Genomic DNA, 26,587 nt, shown 5'->3' on the forward strand with positions numbered 1-26,587 from the left:
TTTTTTGCCTTTAGAAAGGTAAAGGAAATGGAGAGTGGAAGTGTGACGACGCCTTTCGGGCGGCGGACGATGTCGCTTGGCCTGTTCGCCAGACAGGTGGCATCCCGCAAGATTGAACCTGGCAAATCCATCGACAAATGGAAACTGTATCGAGCGCTCTGCGAGGCAAAGCCTCTTCTCGGCGTGACGGACCGAGCGCTTGCAGTGCTCAACGCCCTTCTTAGCTTCTATCCGCACAATGAATTGTCGGAAGAGCACGGTCTCGTGGTGTTCCCATCGAATGCCCAACTATCGCTTCGCGCGCACGGCATGGCTGAGCAAACGATCCGGCGGCATGTTTCTGTCCTCGTCGGCGCAGGATTGCTCATCCGAAGGGACAGCCCTAACGGGAAGCGGTACGCTCGCAAATCCAGATCCGGTGAGATCTACGTCGCCTATGGATTTTCGCTGGCGCCATTGCTGGCCAGATCCGTAGAGATCGAGCAACTCGCCGCCAAGGTAGTGGCTGAACGGCTGCACCTCCGGCATCTACGCGAACGTTGGACGCTCTGCCGCCGAGATGTCGTCAAGCTGGTCGAAACCGCTGTGCAGGAAAAGGCCCGGGGGGACTGGACTGAGGTTTCTCTGGACCTCCAGGCGCTGACAACAAAGCTACCCCGCGTCCCGACGATCGATCAGCTCGAAGCCGCGCTCGATGAACTGGAACTGCTTCGCGACGACGTGGTCAAACAATTGGAATTGCAGCTAAAATGCCAAAAGGAGAGCGGCAATCCCTGTCAGAATGAGCGGCACATAAAGAATTCACATACTGAATCTCTTACTGAATCTGAACTGCGCTTGGAAAACGGTCGCGTGGCAACCACGCAAGTCGTCCGATCGGGAGAGCAACCCGTACCTCAGCGGCGAACTGACCAGCCAAAACGGGAAAATTCAGGCTCGGTGGCAAGGGGAGGGGGCCCTAAATCTGGCGAGTTGAGATCATTCCCGCTCGGCCTCGTGTTGCAGGCTTGCCCCCAGATATCGGACTACGCTCCCGGCGGCAGGATCGCGAACTGGCGCGATCTGATATCTGCCTCGGTCGTCGTTCGGACGATGCTCCAGGTCAGTCCATCGGCTTATGAGGAGGCCTGCATGATCATGGGACCGGCAAATGCCGCGGCCGTCATGGCCTGCATTCTCGAAAAAGGGGAGAATATAAGCTCGGCCGGCGGCTATCTGCGCGATCTCACCCGGCGGAGCGAACGTGGCGAGTTCGGGCTAGGGCGGATGCTTATGGCTCTGCTGCGCGCCAATGGGCAGCAAGAGAGAAAACTGGTCAGTTGAAGGAAGCGGGCTTCGTTCCCTTGCCGCTGAGCAGTGACGCGCGCATTTGCTGCGTCTTGTCAGGCCAAACTTCCCCTGGATCAGTCGTTTCGAGCGACAGATTTGAGTTTCCGTGTTTGCGACTGAGTCCCAAGAAGCGCTGTTGGGCGAGCAATCTGTCTTCCGTTGACACAGGTTCGACCGGGCACCCGTCGATATCGTGCCTATATGCGTCGGGCTGAGCGCTCGCAAGATAGTACCGTTTCGAGTGGACAAAAGTCGCAACCGCACGACGGAGCGTGGTAACGGTCACATCCGGTTTGAGTGCGGAGCGAAACTCCTCAAACAGACCGCGGGCGAAAGGGCGAATCGCATCCCCTGGCGAAGCGGGCAGAATGCCGGCTGGCTGTCGGAGCAGGTTGTTGATGGCAGCTGCCTTTTCAGCATCTATGGATATTGCCGCCACAGGGCCGCGGCTGACCGTCCAGGACTTCATGTTCATCGTGCCTCTTTGCTGTCGGCCGGCAGGTAGGTATCGATCATTACAGACTCAAGACGGAGACTTCGAATAGATCAGCTTCCCCCACCCACTTTGGAAGCACTGCAGCACCGGAATAGCTGCATTGCACAAAATTTGGGTTCTTTGTGCCGAATTTCTCGTCATACTGCATGTAGCTGAAGCATATGGCGGTCACTCCTCCCAGTATCGCTGCATCAGCTGTTCCCCTCTGGAGGTTTTTTGACCTTCACACCTCGAAAGGGCCGCGGTCTCCGCTGGCCCTCTTTTTTTTTGCCCTCCGTGTCCGCTGGCATCCGTCGGAACTCGGTCTTGGGTGCGACGTACTGCCGGACGCTTGAGTCTGATCGCTTCGGGTTCGGGTCGAGCCTTCAAGAACCGAGCAGCCAGCCGCCACCGCGCTCGATATAGGCGTCTCGCGTTTTGATTCCGTCGGGAAGCGGCATTTCGAATGCGGTCAGCAGTTCATCGATATTGTGCGCGATCAGGTCGGCAAAGCGTTTCAGCCCGAGGCGGTCAAGCCTGGGAAGCTCGGCGGCCAGCCCTTTTGACAGTCTGGCCGTGAGGCTTTTTGTGAGGCGGGTTTGTCCGCCAGGTGATGCAATCCCGAGCGCGCTCAGAAAGGCGGCAAAATCGGCCGGACCGAGATCATCCAGTTTGGTGGCGTCGCCGATCGCAAAGGCAAAGAGGTCGGTCAGATTGGGATCGAGTCTGTTCGGCATCAGATCATATCGCGGAGAAACACGGATCCGGCCTCCCCGGTCGTAGAGGAGTGCAAAGTTCTTGGCGTGTCCATCGACATTGCCGGTCATAAGATCGAACAGCACGGCCGCGATGAATCGCATTTTTTCGGCCGCGGGATCAACCGTCGCGTCGAGGATCCGATTGATGGCCTGAGCGTCGAAACGCCGGCTTTCGCGGCCGTGACGTTCGTATTTCAGGGATGGCGGAAGGCCAAGTGCCTGGGCGAAATCCTCTTGATGGATCCTGACGATCTTGTTCTCTGCGTTCAGCCGCCTGTCAAAACGCTCGATCACCAGCGCTTCGACCCCATTGAAGTTGACGACGTTCGCCTGGGTGGTCTCTAAGCCGAGTTCTCTCGAAAGCAGAAGCGTTTCGAACTCAAGCCTCGGGTCCTGCAGATGCTCCTGGTCCGGGACCTTGATGATGTGGGTCGTGGGAGCGCCCGAACCAGGGATTGGTTCGGCATAGCTTCCGTCAGGCAGTATCGTGACGGCGATCTTGCTTTGAACACCGGCAAGCGGCGACGGATCTTCGGTGCCTTCGGGAAGACGCTGCCGCCTGTGCAACGAGCCAATGATGGCGTTCAGCCGATCGTCCTCGATTCTCCTGTAGTCGACGTCGTAGTCGCCCGGCACCTTAACGGGCGGGGCTCCAAGCGGCAGCACCGAGATTGCGCCTGCGCAATCCTTTCCGAGATAGAAGAGAAGGCCCGCTACATCGCTGCGGGCCAACCCCTCGCGATCCATGACGCGCTGCAAGATGCCGTCTCGCTCCTGAAGAAGGTTGTCGAAAAAGGGCCGGGCCCTGCTGTCGTCGAAGGCTTCTCTTGCGAGAGGAAAAGAGAGCGAAAGCGGGAAGGCGTCCGCGTTCTCGAGATAGTTGGCCGCATATGCGAAGGCCAATCCTCCTTCTTCATCCCGTACGAGGTTGCCGATGGGGTCGGCAAACCCGTCGAGCCTGACGTCGAGCGCGATCATATCCATGCGGCTATCGAGGCTCTGCGAAGATCGAGATGCCGGCGGCATGTGCAACTTTGAGAACCTTCTGGAACTCCAGCGTCGCCTTGCCGTTCTCAAGCTCGGAGATGAAACGCCGGCCGACGCCTGCGAGATCGGCAAACTCCTGTTGCGAAAGCTTCCGCGCTTCCCGCGCTTTTCTGACGATATGGCCCAAGTCTGCGGTCGAGACGATTTCCGTTGAGTGATGCCGTCGATCGTCGGCGTTCACCTTCGTTCGATCAGTCTCTTGTTCGTAAGGCATCGGAGAGAGGGGCTTGGGAAGCCCGAAATGCATGGCGTCTAGACCGAGGCTTGGCATGTCGACTGATGGAAGCTTGAAGGCGGTCGCGGCCTTCAACGTCTCCGTCGCCAGCCTGACGGATGGAATATCAACGCTCTTCAGGGTGTCCGAAAGGCTCTTGGACATGGCCGAAATGTCGCGAAGAGCTTTCGTGCCTGCATGAAGGTCGGCCAGTTTCATCTGATCGCGCAAAGTCTCAGACAGAGGCGATTGCGCAAGCAGTCTGGCGACGTCGGTCGCCTTCTTCAACGATGTGATTTTGTCGCCTTCGTCGCTCATGTCTGCTCCTGTACGGGAACATAGCTGAGCCGAAGTGAAATTGCAACAGCATTTGTTCCCGAACGGGTGCAGTCTACGAGTCGGTGTTCCTGAACGGGAGCACGATGCATCTTTGCTCGCGCGGATAGTGAGTTTGATCCCGAACGGGAGCGGGGCGCGTTTGATATAGGCTATATCGCCCTCACATCAGCTCCAGTCGAGCCCGATGTCCAGGCATGGTGCACTGTGCGTCAGCCAACCAACCGACAGCAGATCAACGCCGCTCGCCGCGATCTTCGCGGCGGTTGCCGGCGTAGTGCCGCCGGACGCTTCGGTGATGGCACGGCCGGCGACGAAGGAAACCGCGTCCCGCAGCAGCTCCGGCGTCATGTTGTCGAGCAGGACGGCGTCGACGCCCACGTCCATGGCCTCGCGCAATTGATCCAGCGTGTCCACCTCGACCTCGATCTTCACCATGTGCCCGACACCGGCCTTGGCGCGGCGGAGCGCTTCACTGATGCTGCCTGCAACGGCAATGTGATTGTCCTTGATCAGCACCGCGTCGTTGAGCGCGAAGCGGTGGTTCATGCCGCCACCGGCGCGTACGGCGTATTTCTCCACGGCTCTCAGCCCCGGCGTCGTCTTGCGGGTGCAGACGACGGACGCCGTCGTCCCGGCAATGGCCTCGACGATCCCGGCCGTCACGGTGGCGATGCCGGATAGGTGGCCGAGGAAGTTCAGTGCAGTGCGTTCTCCGGTCAGCAGCCCGCGCGAGGGCCCCTCGACGAGAGCGATCACATCGCCGGCGCCAACCTTTGCGCCGTCCTCAACGTTTCGGGTCAGGCTGATGGCGGGATCGACGAGCGCAAAGGCGAGTTCCGCGACGTCAAGGCCGGCAATCACGCCCGGTTTGCGCGCCGCCAGTGCGAAGCGCGACCGATGGTCGGACGGAATGACGGCCGCCGATGTGATGTCGCCGGCAAGGCCGAGATCCTCGGCAAGCGCCGTGCGAACGGCAGGCTCGAAGACAAGCCGGGGAAGGGGAGCGAGGTTCATGATGTCTTGGTTCCTCAGGCTGTGCGGGCAAGCGGTCGGGTGGCGAAATGCCGCGACGCCTCAATGACCTGGTCGAGGGTCATCTGACGGCGGACCGGTTCGGGATCTGTCTGGCGGAAGTCGCTGCGCGCATGGGCACCGCGCGACTCTTCACGGAGCCGACCGAAGGTCGCGACAGCCAAGGCCACAAGAGCGGGATCAGCTGAAGGGCCGCCACTCTGCACAAGCGGCAGAAGAGCCCCGATGGCTCGTTCTAGACCGGCCGCGTCGCGAACCACCGAAAGGTCGCGCGTAGCAATCTCGCGCACGGCGGAAAGCTCTGCTTCTGGCGGCATGTCGTGAACGTTCGCGGTGGCGATCGGGCCAGCAGAAGTACCGGCGATGTCGCTTGCTGCGCGCATGCACATGACCGTGGCTTCAAGCAGGGAATTGCTCGCCAGCCGATTGGCACCGTGAAGCCCTGTGCAGGCGGCCTCGCCAACGACCCAGAGACCCTCGATGGAGCTGCGCCCCTTGAGGTCGGTCGCGACACCGCCCATGTGGTAATGCACGGCCGGGCGAACCGGGATCAGATCGTGCGCCGGGTCGATGCCTGCCTCCTGGCAGAGTGCGGCGATCAGGGGAAACCGTGCAGCAAACCGCTCTCCGAGCCCCTTGCGCGCATCGAGGAAGACGCGTCCACCGCGCGCAATCTCCGCGCCGATGGCACGCGCGACGACGTCGCGCGGCGCGAGCTCCGCGCCGGGCGTCGCCGAAAGAAATCGTTCGCCCCGCTCGTTCAGCAGGATCGCGCCCTCGCCACGCACGGCTTCGCTCACCAGCGCGAGCGGACGTCGCGGACTGTCGAGCGCGGTCGGGTGAAACTGCACGAATTCCATGTCGGACAGGATGGCGCCGGCCCGCGCCGCAAGCATGATGCCCTGGCCGTAATTGCCGGAGTGATTGGTCGTGGCGCCGTAGAGGCCGCCGAGACCACCGGTTGCCAGGATGACACGGTTGGTCGGCAGGATGAGAGTACCTGCCGGGCCGGCGCAGGCAAGTCCGCGCAGCCGATTGTTCGATACGAGGAGGCGGCGGGCCTCCAGTCCTTCGAGCACTTCGATCGACGGTGTCTTGCGAACCCTTTCGACGAGCGCTCGCATGATCGCGGCACCCGAGCCATCGCCTTCCACGTGAAGGATGCGCCGCCGCGAATGGGCTGCTTCAAGGCCGAAAGCGAATGCGCCATCCGGCCCGCGGTCGAAGTGCACGCCGAAGCGTTCGAGCGCGGCGATTGCCCTCTCTGCATCGCCCAGAATGGCAGCGGCCGCTTCGGGCTAGCATAGTCCGTCGCCGGCGGCGAGCGTATCCGCTACGTGCAGCGCCGTGCTGTCGCCTTCGCCAATGCCGGCTGCAATTCCGCCCTGGGCCCAGCCGCTCGAGCTCTCGGCGCCCAGGCCTGCCCGCGTCACAAGGACGACAGGTTCGGGTGCAAGCGTCAAAGCGGCGGCAAGGCCAGCGAGCCCGCTTCCCACGATGACGACGCGCCCGCTCAGGTGGTGAAGGAGGCCCCGTGTCATACCGCAAGCATCCGTTCGGCAGCCCGGCGGGCAGCGTCGGCGATGGCGGCGTCGACGGTCACCTCGTGGCGGTTTTCCTCAAGTGCCTCGCGGATATTGCCGAGCGTGATGCGCTTCATGTGCGGGCAGAGATTGCACGGCCGGATGAACTCGACGGAAGGGTGATCGACGGCCACGTTGTCGCTCATCGAGCATTCGGTGAGTAGCACGACGCGGGCGGGCTTTTTTTGCGCCACGAAGTCGGACATGACGGCAGTCGAGCCGGAGAAGTCCGCCTCGTCGACAACCTCGGGCGGGCATTCGGGGTGGGCCAGGATCGTCACACCCGGATGGGCTTCACGCAGATCGCGGACATCCTTCGCGGTGAAGAGTTCATGCACCTCGCAATGGCCATGCCAGGCGAGGATCTCGACATCGGTCTCCCTCGCGACATTACGGGCGAGGTATTCGTCCGGGATCATCAGCACTTTTGGAACGCCCAGCGATTCAACGATGCGCTTGGCATTGCCCGAGGTGCAGCAGATGTCGGAGGCGGCCTTCACGGCGGCCGAGGTGTTGACATAGGTGATAACAGGCACGCCGGGATGGGCGGCCTTGAGCAGCGCGACGTCCTCCGGCGTGATGGAATCCGCCAGCGAACAGCCGGCGCCGATGTCGGGGATCAGCACGGTCTTTTCAGGGTTCAGGAGCTTCGCCGTCTCGGCCATGAAATGGACGCCCGCGAGCACGATGACATCGGCATCGACTTCGGCCGCCTTGCGCGCCAGGGCCAGGCTGTCGCCAACGATATCGGCGACGCCATAGAAGATTTCCGGCGTCTGGTAATTATGGGCCAGGATCACCGCATTGCGCTTTAGCTTCAATTCCAGGATCGCCGCGACGTCCGCCTCGTGTGAAAGCCATTCAGCCTTCGGCATGACGCGGCTCACACGCTCGTAGAGGCCTGAAATCGAAACGGTTGTGTTCATGATGCGCCTCTTTTACTCAGTTTGAGTATATCGAGCGCGAATAGATATTCTCGATCCGAGAATATGTCAACTCCGCGACAGCGGCAGCCGTGAGACGGAGAGCGCGTGTTCCTCAAGGATCGCCCGGCGATAGCGGAAGAGCTTGGCGGGACGGCCGCCGGTCTCGCTCGACATCTCGCCGGTCTCCTCGATCAGCTCCTGCTGGTCGATCAGGCGCCGGAAATTCGGCTTGTGCAGGGCAAGTCCCGCCAGCGCCTCGACGGTACGCTGGAGCTGCGACAGGGTAAAATCCTCCGGCATCAGCTCGAAGACGATGGGGCGGTATTTGATCTTGGCGCGCAGCCTGGCGATCGCCGTTGCCAGGATCCGGCGATGGTCGGCAAACATCGATCGGCCGGTTCCCGCCGATGATGCGGCGCCCGCTTCGCCGACGAGGCCTGCCTCATACATCAGTTCGTAGCGTTGCAGTGCGAGCTCCTCATTCCAAGCGGCACCACCAACGCCGAAGGTGAACTCCACCCGCCTGCGGCGGTGTTCCCCTCGGGACGCATCCAACGCGATCCAGGGTTCGAAGCGATCGACGATCTCCGTCAGATGGGCCGGCCGTCCGGCGCGGTGGTCCTCCCAGGGGAAATAATCGTACCAGCCGTGCCAACCGGGTGCGCCGGCGCCGGGTGCGGCCTGTTCGCGCACCAGGCCGAGATAGCTGATCGAGATCGTCCGCCTCGCATTGTCGCCCGGCGCACGGTCGCGGTCGGCGAAGGTATAGAGCTGTTCGAGATAGCCGATGGGATGGCCGGTCGGCTCGCCCACCCATTCGCGCAAGCCCGACTGCAGACTGCGGTGCTCCACCTCGAGCGGTCCGGAGGGAAGTGCTTCTCCCTTGCGAACGGTCATGACGCGCGGCGCCTCGTTGGTGACGGCGGTCAGCACGGCGATCAGTTCGGTATGGGCAAGCGCGGTTTTCAAGGGCTTCTCGTTCGTTTAGTGAATAATTTGCGCCATCCTGTGACAGGTTCTCCGGGAAGGACAGGCGTTGCCGGCAAAGAGCGGCCCGGGTGGTTCGAGGCTAGGCTCGAAGAGGACCGCTTGTGAGCTAGATATTAGCGTTAACGCGCCAGTACGTTGCCATGCTCAATCACCATCGGGTGCGCCAAGCTTTTCGAAGAGTGTCTTCGATATCTCGAACTGCCGCGCAATTCCGCGCCCCATGGAGTTCTTAATGATCGTCTCCGTCAGAAGACCCCTTTTTACAAGAAGATTGACGGTTTCCTTCGCGCCGCTGCGTGTCAGCTGCAAAAGCTCGGAAATATTGGTCAAGGTCAGCGGCTGATGGGCCTGGCTCATCGAATAAAGCACCGACATCATGCCGATTTCCTTGAGCCGCGCGGTCGGCGTTTCGTCCTCCAGCGGATGATCCAGGATCTCCTGCAGGACGAGTCCGTTGAACAAGGCGTTGTGCCAATGTGTCTTGATCACTCTTGTCATGTTTTGTTTAGTGGTTTAAACGCGTCATTATAAGTTTTGCTGCATCGGGCACGATTCGCTTCATCGGCGATCGTGGCCTGTCGTCCTGGAAGGGCCTGTGCATGAAAAAACCTGTGCTCAATTTGCTGTTCCCCATTTGCTGCATAGTATCACTCTATCTTGCTTCCGCTAGTCATACGCGGGCCGACGACTGGGGATGCCAGGTCATTTTATGCCTTTCCAATCCGGGCGGCCCCACGCAATTCGCCGAGTGCCGTCCGCCGGTCGAAAAGCTTTGGCGGCATCTCGCTCGGGGCCATTCCTTCCCGACCTGCAGCGGCGTCGGCTTCCACAGCTCAAAGCCCGGCTATGAACCCTATTACTGCGACGACGGCTACAAGCTCGTCGGCCGCTATGAGCCGCGCGGTCAGGAAGCCACCTGCATCTCGACGACGCTCAGCGAAGTGAGCCACACGCTATGCCGTTTCGATAGAGATCGGGACGGAAGCTCTGCCGGCTCGGTTCTTTCTCCGCGATGGGAGCGCGTGAACGGTCATTCCAAGTGCATGGCCTATTCCATCACGCGCCCGAATGTTCGATCACAGCCGCATTATGTCGACGTCACCATAGACGGCTCCGGCACCCATCGGGTCTGGTACTAACCATGGGCGCATTCGTCGATCTCGCCCAGACCTGCGCACCGGTCGTGCAGGTCGAAACGCTCGCGGCCGTCGTCAGCCTCGAGAGCCGGTTTCAGCCCTACCATATCCGCCTCAGAAACGGTGACCCGCTGACCGCGCAGCCGACGTCGAAAGCCGAGGCGATCGAACTTGCGACGTCGCTGATTGCTGAGCACCAGCCGATTCAGCTCGGGCTTGGCGGCATTTCAACCGCCGAACTCCAGAAGCTCGGCCTCTCCGTCTCGGACGCCTTCGATCCTTGCCTCAACCTCAAGGCCACAGGCGCTCTGCTCGACGGCTATTACCGGCTCGCCGCCGGCGCGGGGGCTGAACCAGCAAGAGCGGAGGCAGTGATGCTGCAGTCCTATTATGGACGCGGCGATCCCTCGACTGACGCCGTGGCCGGATATGATGTGCGGGTGCGCGAGGAAGCTAAGCGTCTGTTGCTGGAGCTGGCCTCACTGACCGTTTCGAGCGCACCCGAACCAGCGGATCTCGACCAACAGCGCGACGTCGAGGACGCGCAGAAGCAATTCGTACAATCGTCTCGAACCGCCGAAGCAATGCCGTGGGATGTGTTCAGCACCCGGCGGCAGTCTTCGGTCCTCGTTTTTCAAAACCGCCGACCGGAGCCAACCGAATGATTTCCAGAGACACTCTTCGTCCTTTCGCCGCATCGACCCTGATGGCCGTAGCCCTCGTCGCATTGCTAGTCGAGCCAGCCTTCGCGCAATCGGCCGGCATCGAGACCGTGCTCCAGAACATTGTCGACATGCTCACCGGCAATATCGCCAAGCTGCTCGCCGTCATCGCGGTGATCATCATCTGCATCGCCTGGATGTTCGGCTACATGGATCTGAGGCGGGCCGGCTTCTGGATCATCGGTATCGGCGGCATTTTTGGCGCCACCGAACTCGTCAACACAATCGTTGGAAGCTGATCTGTGGCGAGCGCCCCGACATTGGAAGAAGACACGCTGTTTTTAGCCTGCACCCGGCCGGCCATGATTGCCGGCGTGACCATGGAGGCGATGGGGTTCAACATCATGCTGACGACCATCCTCTACATCACCGCGGGATCGATCGCCTATGCGCTGGTCGGCGTCGTCTTTCATTTCATATTCCGGGCGCTGGTCAAACACGACCACAACATGTTCCGGCTGCTTGTCGCCTGGCTCGAAACCCGCGGCCGCTCGCGCAATGCCGCCTATTGGGGCGGCGCAAGCCTCTCTCCGTTGAGACTTCGCAGACGCTATGACGAGAGGGACCTGAGCCTTGCCTAATCTTGTGACGCTTCGCGCCCGCGAACTCGCGCCGGAAACCTTCATTCCCTATGTCCGCCATGTGGACGAGACGACCATCGCGCTCTCTTCGAGAGCGATGATGGTGATGCTGGTGCTCGAGGGTGTGTCCTTCGAAACGGCCGACATTCTCGATCTCAACGGGCTGCACCGCGATCTCAATACGCTTTACCGCAACATTGCCGACGAGCGGCTGGTGCTCTGGACGCATGTCATCCGCCGGCGCGACAACGCCTATCCCGATGGTGAATTCACAAATCCGTTTTCCGCGGAGCTCAACGCGAAATACCGCGAGCGCATGGTCCGGGAGGATCTGTTTCGCAATGACCTCTATGTCAGCCTGATCTGGCATCCCGATCGCGATCCGGCCGAAAAAGCCGCAAGCTTCGTCAAGCGATTGCGCAGCGCCCGCCGCAGGGGCGGGGAGGTGGACGAGACCGCGCTCAAACACCTTCGCGACAAGGTGACGGATGTGATCGCCGGCCTCAAGCGCTTTGAGCCGCGATCCCTTGGCCTCTATGAGAAAGACGGCATCGTGTTTTCCGAACCGAGCGAAGTGCTGCACCAGCTTGTCGGCGGACGACGCGAACCTGTCCCGCTGACCGAGGGCCAGATATCATCGGCGATCTACTCCGACCGCGTGATCTTCGGTCGCGAAACCGCCGAGATCCGCCACGAGGCGATGAGCCGCTATGCCGGCATCTTCGGCTTCAAGGAATATCCCGCTTCGACGCGTTCCGGCATGCTCGACGGCATCCTGACCGCGCCCTTCGAGCTCATCTTGACGCAGTCCTTCGCCTTTGCCTCGAAAGCCGACGCGCGCACGATCATGGGGCGTAAGCAAAACCAGATGGTCAGCGCCGGCGACAAGGCCGCCTCGCAAATCGGCGAGCTCAGCGAAGCGATGGATGATCTGGAATCCAACCGCTTCGTTCTTGGCGAGCACCATCTGACGCTGTCGGTCTTCGCGCCCTCGGTCAGGGAGCTGACCGACAATATGGCCAAGGCCCGCGCCCATCTGACCAATGGCGGCGCGGTGGTCGCCCGTGAGGATCTCGGACTGGAAGCGGCCTGGTGGGCGCAACTGCCGGGCAATACTCGCTTTCGGGCGCGCTCCGGCGCCATTACCTCGAAGAACTTCGCAGCTCTCTCGCCCTATCACTCCTACCCGACGGGACAGAAGGACGGCAATGAATGGGGTTCGGCCGTCGCCATGCTGAAGACCGCGTCGGGCTCGCCGTTTTACTTCAACTTCCATCATGGCGATCTCGGCAACACCTTCATCTGCGGCCCATCGGGCGCCGGCAAGACCGTGCTTCTCAATTTCATGCTCTCGCAACTCGAAAAGCACGACCCGTATATGGTGTTTTTCGACAAGGATCGTGGCGCCGATCTTTTCGTTCGCGCCGCCGGCGGCAATTACCTGCCGCTCAGGAATGGCGTTCCCACCGGCTGCGCGCCCTTAAAGGCAATCGACCTCAACGCGGCCAATAAGGTGTTCCTGGCGCAATGGGTGGGTAAGCTTGTCGGGTCCGCGACGCGGGAGCTGACCGTCTCAGAACTGCGAGACATCGCCTCGGCCGTGGATGGTCTCGCCGACCTTCCCGTTGAGCGCCGCTCGATCGGCGCGCTTCGGACATTTCTCAACAATACCGATCCCGAAGGTATCGCATCGCGGCTCAGGCGCTGGGAGAGGGGCGGGCCGCTTGGCTGGGTGTTCGACAATGAGCTCGACGACATTGGCATTGGCGCGAAGTTCATCGGCTACGACATGACCGATTTCCTCGACAACGAGGAGATCCGCACGCCTCTTATGGCCTATCTCTTCTACCGCATCGAGCAACTGATAGACGGTCGCCGCATCATCATCGTCATCGACGAGTTCTGGAAGGCGCTAAAGGACGAGGGTTTTCGCGAGCTCGCCCAGAACAAGCTCAAAACCATCCGCAAGCAGAACGGACTGATGCTGTTTGCCACTCAAAGCCCACGCGACGCGATCGCCTCGCCGATCGCGCATACGATCATTGAGCAATGCCCGACACAGATCTTCCTTCCCAATCCGCGCGGCGACCAAGGCGACTATGTCGACGGTTTCAAGCTGACCGGACGGGAATTCGAACTGGTTGCACGCGAACTCTCAGTCGAAAGCCGTCGCTTCATCGTCAAGCAGGGCCATAACAGCGTGGTCGCAGAGCTGAACCTCAATGGCTTTGACGACGAACTTGCGATCCTGTCGGGGCGAACCGCCAACGTGGAGCTTGCCGACGCCGTCCGCGCCGAGCTTGGCGACGACCACGGCGAATGGCTCGCCGTATTCCAGCAAAAAAGGAGGCTGCTCTGATGGGTATGCGCCAAACCGCCGCGATCGCCACGATCCTGGCTTTGATCCTCCCCGCCAATCACCTCTCAGCCCAAGGCATACCGGTGATCGACCAGACGGCGATCGCCAAGCAGATCGAAAGCATCGCCCAGCTAAAATCCCAGCTCGATGCGCTCAATCAGCAGATCGAGCAAGCCCAGCAACTCTATGGCTCGCTCAACAAGATCACCGACATGGCCGATGTCGCGGCCCTACTGAACGATCCCGCGATCAGAAGGGCGTTGCCCCCTGACTTCAAGACGGTCGAGAGCCTGCTTAACGGCCAAGGCACCGGCGTCTTCGAGAGTTCGGCCACGAAATTCCTCGACAGTAACTCCACATACCGGACCGACGCTGAAGATTTTTATGCCCAGGAACTGAGCCGCGTGCAAAATCAGAACGCCGGGCAGATGAGCCTCGGCGAAGAAATCTATGATGCCGCGACCAAGCGCATCGACGGCATCGACCAGCTTCGCGAGAAGATCTCCAGTGCAGCCGATGCCAAGGACATTGCCGACCTGCAGGCGCGCTTGCAGGCGGAGTCGGCGTACTTGCAGACCGACGTTCTTCGTATGCAGGGGCTCCAGATGATCCAGAGCGCGCAAGGTGAGGTCGACGACCAGCGCAAAGCGGAGGATTGGCGACAGCGCATGGACACCATGGGAGCGGCCCTGCCATGAAGCGCGTTCTCCCACTCATTATGCTGGGCGTGCTCGCTTCATGCTCCGGTGAAACACAAAAGGTCCACACCGTCGATGAACTTCTCGCCGACGAGCCTCTTCTGGCGAAGGTCCTCGGCGAATGCCGCAACAATCCCGGTGAACGCGGCAGCACGCCCAATTGCCAAAATGCCGAAAGCGCCGACGGCAAGCTGCGTCTGGAGCGGATGCGCCAATCGCTTGCAGGCTGATGCATGTACCAGGTCTTCAGCTTCGTCGATGCGCAATTCAAGGCGCCGCTCGAAAACTTCATTTCTTCAGGCACGTCGAATATTGCCAACTGGGTCAGCGGACCGCTGACGGCGGCACTCACGCTCTACGTCGTACTTTACGGCTATCTGGTGCTACGTGGCTCGGTGCAGGAACCCGTTCTCGAATTTGCTTTCCGCGCTATCAAGCTTGCCATCATCGTCATGCTGGTCAGGAATGCCAGCGAGTACCAGACCTACGTCACCAATATCTTCTTTGAGACGCTTCCGAAAGAAATCTCCCAGGCGCTGAACAGCGGCACGGCGCCAAGCGCCTCGACCTTCGACAGCCTGCTCGACAAGGGCCAACGCTGCGCCTACGAGATCTGGTCCCGCGCGTCCTGGCCGGTCGATATCGTTACCGGGGTCGGCGGCATGATGGTGATCGGCGCAAGTTTCATCGTCGCGGCGATCGGCTATATCGTCTCGCTTTACGCGCGGCTGGCGCTCGCCATCGTACTGGCGATCGGACCGATCTTCATTGCGCTCGCCATGTTCCAGGCAACACGCCGCTTCACCGAATCCTGGATCGGCCAGCTCGCCAATTTTGTCATCCTTCAGGTCCTTGTCGTCGCGATCGGCTCGTTACTGATCACCTGCATCGACACAACCTTTACTGCCATCGAAGGCTATAGCGACGTGCTGATGCGACCGATCGCGCTTTGCGCCATCTGCCTCGCCGCGCTTTACGTCTTTTATCAATTGCCCGGCATCGCCTCGGCGCTTGCCGCCGGCGGCGCTTCGCTCACCTACGGATACGGGGCGGCACGCGATGCGCACGAAAGCACGCTTGCCTGGGCCGCCTCCCGGGCTGCCGGCGCGGTCGGGCGCGGCGCGCGGTCGCTCAGCCGACGCACGACAGAACGCGCGGCCGAATGACGGCCGCCCGGTAAACGCCTCAAGGTAATTCCACATGATCCGCACAATCTTATCGTTCCTTCTTCTTACCGGTTTGGCGAGCTGCGCCTCGATCTCCTACCCGCTTCCAAAATGCGACGGCTATGCCCGCCGCCCGCTGAACCGCGCAATGTGGCAGTGGGAGGAAAAGAGCCCCACCAGGCAGCCGACCTCCGCTGCAACGCCCTATGCCGAAATACAGAACCAGGCCGCGCCTGCCGCCTTCAAACAGTTCGACATCGCCGGCTCCTACCGAAACTGCGGGAAGGAATGACATGGTGACCACGGACAGTCTCAAGAGCTATTTTGATAAGGCCCGCCGCTTCGATCAGGACCGCCTCCTTCAGGTCGAGCGATCTGCGCGCATCGCCTGGTCTGTGGCGATCGCCGCCGGCGTTCTCGCCGCCGCATCCGTCTTCGCGATCGCAGCACTTACGCCGCTCAAAACCGTCGAACCCTTCGTCGTTCGGGTCGACAATTCAACCGGCATTGTTGATGTCGTCTCGGCACTCACAGCGACCGCCGGCACCTATGATGAGGCAGTAACCAAGTATTTTGCGGCCAAATATGTGCGGGCTCGCGAAGGTTATGTCTGGAGCGAGGCGGAAGAGAACTTCCGCAACGTGGCACTCCTGTCGACCCAGGCCGAGCAGACCCGATTTGCCGCACTCTATCGCGGCAGCAACCCGGATTCGCCCCAGAACGTCTATGGCCGCGGCGCGACCGCACGCATCAATGTCGTGTCGATTTCGCTGATCAACGCCAACGTCGTCTCGGTCCGCTACATGCGCACAGTCACGCGCGGCGAGGAGGTGAAGACCACCCATTGGGTGGCAACGCTCACCTTCTCCTATGCCAATGCCCCGATGTCGGCCACCGACCGACTGGTCAATCCTTTGGGGTTCGTCGTCAGTGACTATCGCGCCGATCCGGAGACCATCAATTGAGACCGCATTACCTCATTTCCCTTCTGCTGGCCGGAAGTCTCGTATCCTCAGCCCTCGCACTCGAGGTTCCGCGTGGCGCGACCCAGGACAATCGTATCCGCTTCGTCAACTACCAGCCCTACAACATCACGAAGATCGTCGGCACGCTGAGATCCTCGGTACAGATCGAGTTTGCCGCCGACGAGGAAATCGCCCATGTCGCACTCGGCAACTCCGTCGCCTGGGAAGTGGCACCGGCCGGAAACATTCTTTTCCTGAAACCCCGGGAGAACCAGCCGGTCACCAACATCTCGGTCGTGACCACGCGTCGCGACGGGTCGACCCGCAGCTACCAGATGGAACTCACCGTGCGCGACGGCTCGGTCGCCGCCGGCCAGAACACATACTTTTATGTGAAATATCGCTACCCGGCCGATGAAGCGGAGAGGCGGCGGCTGGAGGCGGAAGCCCGGGCTCAGGCCGCGCAGTCGGCGCAGGCCGATCGGGTGCTCGGCCTTCACGAAGCCTACGGTCCGCGCAACTGGCGCTATTCGGCGGAAGGGTCGCAAGCACTCGAGCCGCAAGCGGTCTATGACAACGGCAAGGTCACCACCTTCGCTTTCGTCGGAAACCAGGAAATGCCGGCGATTTACATCGAAAATTCCGACGGCACGGAAAGCCTCGTACCGAAATCGGTCTCGGGCAACCTTGTGCTCGTCCATGCGATCAGCCGCAAGTTCATCCTGCGCCGGGGAGGGGACGTGCTCTGCGTCTTCAACGAAGCCTACGACCGCGTCGGTATCAATCCCGAGACCAACACGACATCGCCGTCCGTTGAACGTGTGATGAAGACGCCGACGGGCGAATAAGGATAGGGAGGTCCAATGGCCGAGGAAGAACCGAACCGGATCCCGGGCGAGCGCGCCGAAACGACCACCGGCCGCAGGCTCGACAACAATCCGGTGCTCAGACGCGGCGCGGTCGCGCTTGCGATCATCGTCTTCGTCACCTTCGCCCTCTGGTCGATGCGCGGAGAAAACAAGGATGGTGACGGCGCACAGCCCGAGCGCGTCGTCATCCGCCAGACATCGGACTTCGAGCCGGCGAAGGAAAGAGCCGAACCGGTCGTCACGCCGACCGAAGTCAAGTTACCGACGCCCATCGTCACTGAGGCGGCCCCGTCGGAAGACGATAAGCTGCTCGACGCCGCACGTCGCGCACCGGTGATCGCTTTCGGCGGCAAATCGCCGTCGACGCAACGCGAGACAGACGAGAAGACGGCCGACGCCACGTCCAACTATCTGCCGCTCGGCGTCACTCCGGCCGGCATCAACACGCAAACCGAAAACGAAGACCAGCGCTTCAACCGCCTGATGACGCCCACTCAATTGCAGGGGTCGCGCGCCGGCACGCTCGGTAACCGGGACTTCATCGTTGCCATGGGAACCTCGATCCCTTGCGTGCTCGAAACCGCGCTCGCCTCCGACCAGCCGGGCTTCACCAGTTGCGTCATCAACCGGGATGTCCTCTCCGATAGTGGCCGCGTCGTGTTGATGGAAAAGGGCACGCAGGTGGTCGGCGAATATCGCGGCGGGCTGCAGCGCAGACAAAAACGCCTGTTTGTCCTTTGGAACCGCGCTAAGACCCCGAAAGGCGTGATCGTCACACTCGCGTCGCCGGCAACCGATGCGCTCGGGCGCGCCGGTATGGACGGCTATGTCGACACCCATTGGTGGGAAAGGTTCGGCAGCGCCATTCTGCTCTCCATCGTCGGCGACGCGACCTCCTATGCCAACAGCCGGTTGCAGGACAGCGATGTCGATGCGCAGAACACCACAAATGCAGGAAACCAGGCCGCGGCCATCGCGGTCGAGCAGTCGATCAACATTCCGCCGACGCTCATGAAACATCAGGGCGAACTGGTGTCGATCTTCGTGGCGCGCGACCTCGACTTCTCGAGCGTCTATCGCCTGCGCGTCACCGAACCTCGCAATCGCATCTATGACCGCGCCGTACTTGGGGATTTCCTCCCGGATTCGAAGCTCGTGACCAAATAGGCCCTCTCATGACTGAAGGTCCAGACGCCGGTGTCGTGCGGGAGCTGCTTGTTCCCTTTGAAGACTTCTTGGCTGACGAGACTCTCTATGAAGTGATAGTCAATCGGCCCGGGCAAGTCCTGACGGAAGGTGTCGGTGGGTGGCGGACCCATGACCTGCCGGCCCTTTCGTTCCAAAAGTTGATGCGCCTTGCCCGGGCCGTGGCGAGTTTCTCCCATCAATCGATTGACGAAACCCGGCCGATCCTGTCGGCTACGTTGCCCGATGACGAACGCATCCAGATCGTCATTCCGCCAGCAACCGCCAAGGAGACCGTCAGCATCACGATCCGCAAGCCGTCTTCCGTGTCGCTCAGCCTGCAGGATCTTGAGAACGGCGGGCTATTCGCCGACGTCGCCCCGGCAAGCCGCGACGCAGCACCCTCCGACCACCGACTCTTGGAACTCCACCGAACCGGCGCCCATAGGGCCTTCCTTCAGGAGGCCGTGCTTGCACGAAAGAACATCATAATCTCCGGCGCCACGGGCTCGGGCAAGACGACGCTTTCAAAGGCACTGATCCGGCATATTCCGGATCACGAGCGCATCATCTCGATTGAGGACACGCCTGAGCTCGTCATCCCGCAGCCCAACAACGTGCGTCTGTTCTATTCCAAGGGCGGGCAGGGTCTTGCAAAGATTTCTGCGAAGGACCTGCTTGAATCCTGCCTGCGCATGCGACCCGACCGCATTCTCCTTCAGGAATTGCGGGACGGAACGGCCTTCTACTACATCCGCAATGTCAATTCCGGCCATCCCGGCTCGATCACCACGGTTCATGCGGATTCGGCGGAACTAGCCTTCGAGCAGTTGACGCTGCTCGTGAAGGAATCGGACGGCGGCAAGGATCTCGAGCGCCACGACATCCGCGAGATGCTCAAAATCGCTATCGATGTCGTTGTGCAATGCAGGCGCGTCGCCGGGAAGTTTCGAGTGACGGAAATCTATTTTCGGCCCGCTCATCCTGACGCAAACGCCATCAGCAGTCGCTAGCGCGAATAGCGGGGCGGGTTCACGCTTCACTCCCGGCTGGCGGCCTCCCGCGCCGATCAAGTGATGCGGGTCAGATGATAAGGTCGTCGGCATAGACCGAAAGGATCCATCCCGGCAGATAGGGAGCTGCCTGCAGCAGGCGGCCCCTCTCAAAGACCAGAATCTGCTGAGGTGGTTCGTTGAGCTTCGAATTGTCAAAGACCATGCCACGGTCGGCACGAAGGACGGCTTGCCGGATCAACGGCTGCCCACGATCGTAGCGTGCTCGAATCTTTTTTTCCGGGACATCATGGCCCCCTTCGTCGGCGCGGCCCTTGACCCGCGCCACCGAGAGATCGGGACTGTCGACACCGACATGCATGACAATGACGATGTAGCCATGCGTCCGTGCGGTTTCGATAATTTCCAGTTTCGATGAGTGAGAGAAGACGGTCTCGGTCACAAAACTCTTGCCTGCCTCAAGCATCTCCGCCCGGCGGTCGCGCGCAATCTCGGCAGCTTTATAGGCCGCTTCCATCGAGCTGTCCTTGAGCTCCTCGCGCTGGATGATGTCGGCATTGATAAAAGGACCCGCGAAGCCTGGAGCAACGCGGGTCTGGTAGAGTGTCGACTTGCCGGCGCCATTTGGTCCGGCAAGCAGAACAAGGCTGGGTCTCATGCGGCTGCGTCATCCTTTGCATAGATGAGGTTGCCACCTGCATCGAGACCAACGCCGCGACCCAACATTCTGCGTTGAGCAAAGAATTCTTGTTCAGCCGTCGTCGGTTCAGCCATCTTGGTCGTGAACGCATCGAGCCAGGCGGCTTCTTCATCCTCTTGGAGTTCGGTCGTATCGAGTCGGCCCTCGAGTGCCAGCTTGATCCGGCCATAATCGAAGGTCCCGGAATGCTCGATTGCTCGCCCGATTTTTACCCAATGCGTTATCTGACCGGCAACAGACCTACTCTGAAGATCGGCTTCCCGACGGATGAGTGCCATTATGTCGTCTGCAAGTTTGACCGATTGAGCCATGTTCATCTCCTGCATGATCATATAGGTAGCAAAATGCTACCTGAAAATCAAGGGCAGACCGAATGGCCCCAATCTTCGGCAGACGGCATCGACAGCGCATGATCGGTAGGCTCAAGACTGTGAATTCGATCGTCTCTACGAACGCAGACAGAATGCACTTTGGCATTCTCAGCCGAGGCTAGGCCATTTTCGCGGCTCAGAACCGGCCGAGTGTTTCTACTTCGGACACATTTGTGCCAGCAGTTCTTTCCATTCAGCCGCGAAGTTTGAGGGTTCCGGCGTGGCGGCCCGGATGGCGACGAGGCCGGAGTAATTTGGAAATAGCCCTTGACTCCCTCGGTGCCCGCCAGTCCGGGCGTTTCCGCTTCTGCTCAGAAGATTGGATAGTAGCCTTGCCAGTCTTCAGGCCTCGCCCCCAAGAATCTGAGGCAAGAGGTCTCCAAATCGATCGTTATTCAAGGAACCTAACGAGTCGACGCCGCGTTTTGCAGGCATTGGACCAATAAGTGGATCCAGATGATCTGATAAAGCACTGGAGCGAACCCCTGCCCGCCCCATAAGGCGTTGGCCTGATGCGGTGGCGCTCGGCGGCTCATCTGGCTGTTGCCGTCAGCAGTGCAGCCACAGGAACGCTCACCGCGCTGACGATCAAGACCACTACCGTAGCAATCCTGATCATTCGGGTGCGACGCGCCCGGAGCGGGTCCCACTCATAGGACATGCAAATCTACCCGGCATTGGTCCGAAGCCCCGCAACGGGGACCGCTGCTACTGCCAAGCAGCCGCTGCCGCTTGTTGCGTCGCTGCAGCGAGTTCTCCACCCTAATCATGATCGCAAGATAGCCTTGTTTGCCGCGGCAGTCCGTGAATCTGTTTCCCCGGCCTCGTTTAGCCGGCCATTCAATTCGCGGCTCGTGCGGAAAAAGGGCACCCATTTTTCCTCGACAAAAACCGCGCCCCCCGTCCGCGGATTTCTCGCTGACCGTGACGGTCGATTGCGCACGGAAAAGACGCCGAAGCCGCGCAGTTCCACACGACTGCCGTCGGCGAGCGTCGCGGCGATCTCTTCGAGGACGGCATCGACGATCTTCTCGGCGTCAGCGTGATAGAGATGGGGATTGCGAGCGGCAACCAGGGAAACGAGTTCGGATTTTATCACGGGCGACCTCATAAAGGATGCCGGGGAAGGGGCGGCTGATGTCCGCTCGGGTGACCGGGGGTGCCGTAGGCTTAAAAACGAAGGCGCCTCGCGATCAACTTGTAATCGTGGCGGACCGGCCGCTTGGCACGCCGGCCGGAGTTGGCGGGGAGGAAGAGAGGGGGAGGGGGGAAGGGGGATCGTGACGGGTTAAGGTGGTCGGAGAGAGGCTCCGGCCGGCCCGTCATGGAGAACCGACATGGCCCAGGCCATCCAGAAAATTACCCTTAGCGCGGCCCGCGATATTCCCTTCAACAAGCTGGTGCTCAGCCAGAACAACGTTCGCCGCATCAAGGCCGGCGTTTCGATCGAGGACCTTGCCGAAGACATCGCGCGGCGCGGCTTGCTCGCCAGCCTCAATGTCAGGGCGGAGCTCGACGCCGATGGCAACGAGACCGGTTTCTACCGGGTTCCGGCCGGCGGTCGCCGCTACCGGGCCCTCGAGCGCCTCGTCTCCCAGAAACGGCTCGCGAAAACCGCCGGTGTCCCCTGCATTGTCAGCCAGGCGGCAACGCCGGAGGTCGAGGATTCCCTTGCCGAAAACGTGCATCGCGTCGACCTCCACCCGCTCGACCAGTTTCGGGCCTTCCAGACTTTGAAGGAACAGGGTCAGGATGAAGACGACATCGCCGCGCGCTTCTTCGTCTCCGTCGCGACGGTGCGGCAAAGGTTGCGGCTTGCAGCGGTCTCACCGCGCCTTCTCGATCTCTACGCCAGCGATGAGATGACCCTGCAGCAGGTCATGGCGTTTTCGATCACCAATGATCATGTCCGGCAGGAACAGGTCTGGGACACGATCTCGCGCCAGCACGTCCGTGAGCCCTATTACATCCGCCGGCTTCTGACCGAGACAGCAATCCGGGCGAGCGACCGCCGTGCCGTCTATATCGGTATCGAAGCCTATGAGGGTGCCGGCGGGGTGGTCATGCGCGATCTCTTCGACGAGGACAATGGCGGCTGGCTGCAGGACCCGGCTCTGGTCGAGCAGCTCGTCATTGAGAAGCTCAATGCCGACGCCGAGGCGATCAGATCTGCTGAAGGCTGGAAATGGATCGAGGCTGCCTTCGATTTCCCCTACGGCCACACCTCGGGGCTTCGCCGCTTCTACGGCGAGCAGCCGGAGATGACCGCGGACGAGCTGAAGCGCTACGATGCCGTCAAAGCCGAGTACGACGCGCTCGACGCGGCTTATGCCGAGGCCGAAGACTATAGCGAGGAGACCGAGCGCAAACTGGGGGAACTTGGCGGCGAACTCGACCAGCTGAACGACCGGCCTTACGTGTTTGACGGCGACGAGGTCGCGCGCGGCGGCGCATTCATCTCGCTCGGTGCAAACGGCGAGCTCAAGATCGAGCGAGGTTTCGTCCGCCCAGAGGACGAGCCGAAGGTAGACGTTGATGGCGGCGACGCGTCGGAAGGTGATAATGATGTCGTCGGCGGCCGTCCGACCGTTTCTGCCGACGGTAACGCGGTGCATGGTGTCGGCTCCATGAATGCCGAAAGCGAAGAGGAGGAGGGTTCGCTTCGGCCGCTCTCCGAACGCCTGGTGCTGGATTTGACGGCAACCCGCACCGTTGCGCTGCGCAACGCGCTCGCCAATGATCCGGTCATTGCCTTCATCGCGGTGCTTCACGCCTTCGTGCTGAAGACCTTCTATCTCTACGGGTCCGATACATGCCTGGAGGTGACGCTGCAGAGCGCCCGATTCTCGCAGACGCCGGCGCTTGGTGATACCGCGTGGGCCAAGGAGATCGACCAGCGGCAGGAAGCATGGGGTCAGGATCTCCCCAAGGATCCCGACGCGCTTTGGGGCTTCCTGATCGGGCTCGACGACGCTAGCCGGCAGGCACTCTTTGCACATTGCGCCTCGCTGTCGTTGAATGCGGTCATCGAACCCTGGAACAAGCGCAGCCGCGCGATCGCGCATGCCGACCAGGTCGCAGGATCGATCGGTTTCGACATGGTCGAGGCCGGTTGGACGCCAACGGCCGACAACTACCTGGGTCGGGTCACCAAGGCCCATATCCTCCAGGCCGTGCAGGAAGCGAAAGGCGAGCAATCGGCACAGCTGATCGGCCATCTGAAGAAGAGCGATATGGCGCGTGAGGCCGAACGGCTCATCGCCGGAAGCGGATGGCTGCCGCAGCCGCTCCGCGCTGCCGAAGACGTCACCAGCGATGATGTCTCCACAAAGGTCGAGAACACCGGTGTCACTCCTGACGCCGAGGTTGGCGCCGCGCTCCCCGCCTTCCTGACGGAAGACCTCGATTCCTGCGATCGGGACGACGACGCAGATCGAGAAGACGGCTACGGCCATCTCGACGCCGCTGAGTAAACCGATCTCCCCATCTCATCCAAGGCCCGGCCCCACAGCTGGGCCTTTCTTTTTAAGGAGCATTCCGATGCCCGACTTTACGATTGAGACCACCTATCGTCTGCCGGTCTTCCGCCATCGCACCTATCGCGCCGAGACGTGCGATGCCGCATGTCGCGCGGCAATTGAGGACAACGATTGGGACGACGCCCGGCATGACTACGAAACCGCAGGCGAAACTCATGTGAGCGGCATCTGGCAGGGCGCCGATGCCGCCTATCGCGCTCCGGCGATCCCGATCCCCCCTGAATTCACGGAAACGGTTCAGCGCAAGGCGGCGCATTTCGAAATCCTGCTCGGGGTCCTGAAGATCATCCTCGCCGACATCCGGTCGGACAGGCCAACCGCCTCCGATTGGGTCGCAAGAGCGTCGTGGGTGGTTGCCCGCGCGGAGGCGATCCTTGCCGGCGCACCCGACCCCGAAACCCTGTCCGGAACGATCATAGGAGGCGAGAGCGATGGCTGAGATCATCGAGACTGTCGTCTACCGGTTCCACGAGCTGTCGGATGCGGCGAAGGACAGCGCCCGCGCCTGGTACCGCGAAGGCGGCTTCGACTACGACTGGTTCGATTTTGTCTATGAAGATTTCGAGCGCATCTGCGAAATCCTCGGCCTCCGCCTCAAGACATGCACGGTCCGTCTCCAGGGCGACGGCTCCCGCCAGGATCCCTGTATCTGGTTCAGTGGGTTCTGGAGCCAGGGAGATGGTGCGTGCTTCGAAGCCTACTATTCCCACGGCAAGCAGGCGCCGCGCCGGATCAGGGAATACGCGCCACGGGATGCCGAGTTGCATCGGATCGCCGACATGCTCCAGGCAATTCAGAAGCGCAATTTCTACCAGCTCCGCGCGGATGCCACCCATCGTGGCCACTACTACCATGCCTATTGCATGGCGATCTCGGTTGAGCGGGACAGTCCGTCGTACCAGGCAATGACGATCAACGCGGAGGAAGCCGTCATCGAGAGCCTCCGCGATCTTGCTCGCTGGCTCTACCGGCAACTCGAGCGCGAATACGAGTATCTAACGTCGGACCAGGCCGTCGACGCGGCGATTTCGGCCAACGGCTACACTTTTACCGCATCCGGCCAGCGCTTCGGCTGATCCGCGCCGGTGCGGCCAATCTCAGAGGAAGAGGGCCGTCAGGCGGGGGCGGTCAAGATGCGGCGGAGGGAGAGAAGAAGTCTCGCCCGTCACGGGTGCGGAAACCTGCCGTCGCGAACTCACATCTGACCACATCATCGGCTGCCACCGCCTCCGGCAGTCACCATCCCCAACAGCCCGGCCCAGTGCCGGGCGTTCTCGTTCCAGGAGACTCCTATGAACACGATGATCTCCAGCGTTCAACCGGCATCGTCCGGCTTCAAGGTCGAAATTTCCCGCGGCGAACGCATCGGACGGGTTTCATCCGAATGGTTCTCGCGCCCCGACGACGAGCGATACCTGTCGCTTTCCGAACTCCATCATGCCGTCAAGTCCAGGGCCGAGCGAGCGCGTGTCCGGACAGTGGAAACCTCGGCGATCCGCGTCGAAGCGACCCGCAGCAATGCCGAGCGACTAGAACTGGTCGTGCCGGGCGGACGCCAGCCGATCGCGCCGACCCATTGGGGCTACGGCCAGCTTTGCAGTCTGGTCGGCGCTCCCGCGAGCTACATGCGCCAGCTTCCCGCGCCGCTTGCCGCGATCAACCTGCAGCACGGCCTCCTCGACGGCCGCACTGAGCTCGTAAAGACGCTGGAGATGGACGACGGCCGCACCGAGCTCAGGGCTGTGACGGGTCCCGACTATGGCAGGATCTGGGATCACGCGCTCGTCTCGGCGATCATGAACATCGCCGGTAATGGGACTGGAGATACCTTGTGGAAAATACCAGGGGTCCTCGATTGGTCTTCCATGACCCACAACCCCTTCGTCGACATCACCAAAGACACGACGACACTCTATGCCTCCGACCGCGATGTCTTCGTATTTTTGGTCGATGACACCCACCCGATCGAGGCGGGGCGGTTGCCGAACGGCGAGCCCGATTTGTATTTCCGCGGCTTTTATGCCTGGAACAGCGAGGTCGGCTCGAAAACACTTGGAATCGCGAGCTTTTACCTGCGTGCCGTTTGTGCCAACAGGAATTTGTGGGGCACCGAAAATTTCCAGGAAATCACCATCCGGCACTCGAAGTTCGCGGCACAGCGCTTTGCCCATGAGGCAGCACCGGCGCTGACGAATTTCGCCAATTCCTCGCCCGCCGCCTTTGTGGCCGGCATCCGGGCGGCACGCGAGCGGGTCGTTGCGCGAAACGACGAGGATCGCACGGATTTCCTGCGTAAGCGCGGCTTCTCCAAGGCCGAATCCGGCAAGATCATCGAGACGGTGCTTTGCGAAGAAGGTCGCCCGCCCGACTCGATTTTCGACTTCGTGCAAGGGATCACGGCGCTCGCGCGGGGCAAAGCCCATCAGGACGCCCGCCTTGAGCTGGAATGCAAGGCAAAGAAGCTGCTCGAATAAGCTTCCTGATCGCCTCGACAAACCTTTCAACCAACCCCTGATCGCCCGGCGTTGCGCCGGGCCTTCCCCTTGCTGCGGCTAAGAAGTCGAGACTGGGCTGATCTACGCCTGATCCG

At 61.2% G+C, this 26,587-nt stretch carries 28 protein-coding genes and 1 pseudogene; 18 read left to right on the top strand and 11 right to left on the bottom strand.

Annotated elements, in window-relative coordinates:
- Positions 1-27: 27 nt before the first annotated feature.
- Positions 28-1,323, top strand: a complete 1,296-nt coding sequence (gene repC / locus NBG89_RS28745) for a plasmid replication protein RepC (protein WP_416068635.1) — start codon at positions 28-30, stop codon at positions 1,321-1,323.
- Here repC and NBG89_RS28750 read toward each other — a convergent pair.
- From NBG89_RS28750 to NBG89_RS28785, 8 genes and pseudogenes are all read right to left on the bottom strand, one after another.
- Positions 1,316-1,798, bottom strand: coding sequence for a ProQ/FINO family protein (locus tag NBG89_RS28750; protein WP_431324659.1), 483 nt, complete (start codon positions 1,796-1,798; stop codon positions 1,316-1,318). The genes repC and NBG89_RS28750 overlap by 8 nt on opposite strands.
- Before the next feature lie 392 nt (positions 1,799-2,190).
- Entirely contained in the window at positions 2,191-3,546 is a 1,356-nt protein-coding gene (locus NBG89_RS28755) for a HipA domain-containing protein (protein ID WP_416068634.1), read from the bottom strand.
- A 4-nt stretch (positions 3,547-3,550) separates the two neighbouring features.
- Complete coding sequence (locus NBG89_RS28760) at positions 3,551-4,141, bottom strand: helix-turn-helix transcriptional regulator (RefSeq protein WP_416068633.1); 591 nt, start codon at positions 4,139-4,141, stop codon at positions 3,551-3,553.
- A gap of 186 nt (positions 4,142-4,327) precedes the next feature.
- Complete coding sequence (gene nadC / locus NBG89_RS28765; protein WP_416068632.1) at positions 4,328-5,176, bottom strand: carboxylating nicotinate-nucleotide diphosphorylase; 849 nt, start codon at positions 5,174-5,176, stop codon at positions 4,328-4,330.
- A 14-nt stretch (positions 5,177-5,190) separates the two neighbouring features.
- Positions 5,191-6,735, bottom strand: a pseudogene (locus NBG89_RS28770) (L-aspartate oxidase).
- Positions 6,732-7,703 (bottom strand): quinolinate synthase NadA, encoded by a 972-nt coding sequence (gene nadA, locus NBG89_RS28775; protein WP_416068631.1) that lies wholly within the window; start codon positions 7,701-7,703, stop codon positions 6,732-6,734. The pseudogene NBG89_RS28770 and the gene nadA overlap by 4 nt, the downstream one beginning before the upstream one ends.
- Before the next feature lie 66 nt (positions 7,704-7,769).
- Positions 7,770-8,672: an NUDIX hydrolase gene (locus NBG89_RS28780; protein WP_431324637.1), complete on the bottom strand. Its 903-nt coding sequence runs from the start codon at positions 8,670-8,672 to the stop codon at positions 7,770-7,772.
- Positions 8,673-8,837: 165 nt separating this feature from the next.
- Positions 8,838-9,191 carry a MarR family transcriptional regulator gene (locus NBG89_RS28785; protein WP_416068629.1) on the bottom strand — a complete coding sequence of 118 codons (354 nt, stop codon included), beginning with the start codon at positions 9,189-9,191 and terminating at the stop codon, positions 8,838-8,840.
- 101 nt (positions 9,192-9,292) lie between these two features.
- Between NBG89_RS28785 and NBG89_RS28790 the strand changes: the two genes are divergently transcribed.
- Genes NBG89_RS28790 through virB11 form a run of 13 tightly spaced genes read left to right on the top strand, consistent with a single transcriptional unit; the run spans position 9,293 to position 19,387 of the window.
- Positions 9,293-9,832, top strand: coding sequence for a hypothetical protein (locus tag NBG89_RS28790; RefSeq protein ID WP_416068628.1), 540 nt, complete (start codon positions 9,293-9,295; stop codon positions 9,830-9,832).
- A gap of 2 nt (positions 9,833-9,834) precedes the next feature.
- The gene (locus NBG89_RS28795) at positions 9,835-10,494 is read left to right on the top strand and encodes a lytic transglycosylase domain-containing protein (RefSeq protein ID WP_416068627.1); all 660 of its coding nucleotides are present in this window, start codon (positions 9,835-9,837) and stop codon (positions 10,492-10,494) included.
- The gene (locus tag NBG89_RS28800) at positions 10,491-10,790 is read left to right on the top strand and encodes a TrbC/VirB2 family protein (protein WP_278026079.1); all 300 of its coding nucleotides are present in this window, start codon (positions 10,491-10,493) and stop codon (positions 10,788-10,790) included. The genes NBG89_RS28795 and NBG89_RS28800 overlap by 4 nt, the downstream gene beginning before the upstream one ends.
- A gap of 3 nt (positions 10,791-10,793) precedes the next feature.
- Positions 10,794-11,132 carry a type IV secretion system protein VirB3 gene (locus NBG89_RS28805; protein ID WP_069460906.1) on the top strand — a complete coding sequence of 113 codons (339 nt, stop codon included), beginning with the start codon at positions 10,794-10,796 and terminating at the stop codon, positions 11,130-11,132.
- Positions 11,125-13,491: a VirB4 family type IV secretion/conjugal transfer ATPase gene (locus tag NBG89_RS28810; protein ID WP_416068626.1), complete on the top strand. Its 2,367-nt coding sequence runs from the start codon at positions 11,125-11,127 to the stop codon at positions 13,489-13,491. The genes NBG89_RS28805 and NBG89_RS28810 overlap by 8 nt, the downstream gene beginning before the upstream one ends.
- Before the next feature lie 5 nt (positions 13,492-13,496).
- A complete protein-coding gene (gene virB5 / locus NBG89_RS28815; protein ID WP_416068785.1) occupies positions 13,497-14,189 on the top strand; it encodes a P-type DNA transfer protein VirB5 in 693 nt (230 codons plus the stop codon).
- Positions 14,186-14,419 (top strand): EexN family lipoprotein, encoded by a 234-nt coding sequence (locus tag NBG89_RS28820; protein WP_416068625.1) that lies wholly within the window; start codon positions 14,186-14,188, stop codon positions 14,417-14,419. The genes virB5 and NBG89_RS28820 overlap by 4 nt, the downstream gene beginning before the upstream one ends.
- 3 nt (positions 14,420-14,422) lie before the next feature.
- Entirely contained in the window at positions 14,423-15,355 is a 933-nt protein-coding gene (locus NBG89_RS28825; RefSeq protein ID WP_416068624.1) for a type IV secretion system protein, read from the top strand.
- 34 nt (positions 15,356-15,389) lie between these two features.
- Complete coding sequence (locus tag NBG89_RS28830) at positions 15,390-15,647, top strand: hypothetical protein (protein ID WP_431324638.1); 258 nt, start codon at positions 15,390-15,392, stop codon at positions 15,645-15,647.
- A 1-nt stretch (position 15,648) separates the two neighbouring features.
- Complete coding sequence (locus NBG89_RS28835; RefSeq protein WP_416068622.1) at positions 15,649-16,320, top strand: virB8 family protein; 672 nt, start codon at positions 15,649-15,651, stop codon at positions 16,318-16,320.
- A complete protein-coding gene (gene virB9 / locus NBG89_RS28840; RefSeq protein ID WP_416068621.1) occupies positions 16,317-17,168 on the top strand; it encodes a P-type conjugative transfer protein VirB9 in 852 nt (283 codons plus the stop codon). Before NBG89_RS28835 ends, virB9 begins: the two co-directional genes overlap by 4 nt.
- A 15-nt stretch (positions 17,169-17,183) precedes the next feature.
- On the top strand, positions 17,184-18,356 hold the full coding sequence (virB10, locus tag NBG89_RS28845) for a type IV secretion system protein VirB10 (RefSeq protein ID WP_431324639.1): 1,173 nt from the start codon (positions 17,184-17,186) through the stop codon (positions 18,354-18,356).
- A gap of 8 nt (positions 18,357-18,364) precedes the next feature.
- Positions 18,365-19,387, top strand: coding sequence for a P-type DNA transfer ATPase VirB11 (virB11, locus tag NBG89_RS28850; RefSeq protein WP_416068619.1), 1,023 nt, complete (start codon positions 18,365-18,367; stop codon positions 19,385-19,387).
- A 70-nt stretch (positions 19,388-19,457) separates the two neighbouring features.
- On the opposite strand, the gene NBG89_RS28855 is transcribed toward virB11, so the two are convergent.
- From NBG89_RS28855 to NBG89_RS28865, 3 genes are all read right to left on the bottom strand, one after another.
- Positions 19,458-20,045 (bottom strand): zeta toxin family protein, encoded by a 588-nt coding sequence (locus NBG89_RS28855; RefSeq protein ID WP_416068618.1) that lies wholly within the window; start codon positions 20,043-20,045, stop codon positions 19,458-19,460.
- Positions 20,042-20,398 carry a TA system antitoxin ParD family protein gene (locus tag NBG89_RS28860; protein ID WP_416068617.1) on the bottom strand — a complete coding sequence of 119 codons (357 nt, stop codon included), beginning with the start codon at positions 20,396-20,398 and terminating at the stop codon, positions 20,042-20,044. The genes NBG89_RS28855 and NBG89_RS28860 overlap by 4 nt, the downstream gene beginning before the upstream one ends.
- 826 nt (positions 20,399-21,224) lie before the next feature.
- Complete coding sequence (locus tag NBG89_RS28865; protein WP_416068616.1) at positions 21,225-21,557, bottom strand: integration host factor subunit beta; 333 nt, start codon at positions 21,555-21,557, stop codon at positions 21,225-21,227.
- Positions 21,558-21,795: 238 nt separating this feature from the next.
- Here NBG89_RS28865 and NBG89_RS28870 point away from each other — a divergent pair, with 238 nt between their 5' ends.
- The 4 genes from NBG89_RS28870 (at position 21,796) to NBG89_RS28885 (ending at position 26,471) form a co-directional block, all read left to right on the top strand.
- Positions 21,796-23,931 (top strand): ParB/RepB/Spo0J family partition protein, encoded by a 2,136-nt coding sequence (locus NBG89_RS28870; protein ID WP_431324640.1) that lies wholly within the window; start codon positions 21,796-21,798, stop codon positions 23,929-23,931.
- A 67-nt stretch (positions 23,932-23,998) separates the two neighbouring features.
- Positions 23,999-24,436 carry a hypothetical protein gene (locus NBG89_RS28875; protein ID WP_416068614.1) on the top strand — a complete coding sequence of 146 codons (438 nt, stop codon included), beginning with the start codon at positions 23,999-24,001 and terminating at the stop codon, positions 24,434-24,436.
- Positions 24,429-25,073: an antitoxin of toxin-antitoxin stability system gene (locus NBG89_RS28880; protein ID WP_416068613.1), complete on the top strand. Its 645-nt coding sequence runs from the start codon at positions 24,429-24,431 to the stop codon at positions 25,071-25,073. Before NBG89_RS28875 ends, NBG89_RS28880 begins: the two co-directional genes overlap by 8 nt.
- Before the next feature lie 216 nt (positions 25,074-25,289).
- The gene (locus NBG89_RS28885; protein ID WP_431324641.1) at positions 25,290-26,471 is read left to right on the top strand and encodes a DUF932 domain-containing protein; all 1,182 of its coding nucleotides are present in this window, start codon (positions 25,290-25,292) and stop codon (positions 26,469-26,471) included.
- Positions 26,472-26,587 lie beyond the last annotated feature (116 nt).

Source organism: Rhizobium sp. YTU87027, from assembly GCF_050644135.1.
Taxonomy (GTDB): Bacteria; Pseudomonadota; Alphaproteobacteria; order Rhizobiales; family Rhizobiaceae; genus Rhizobium.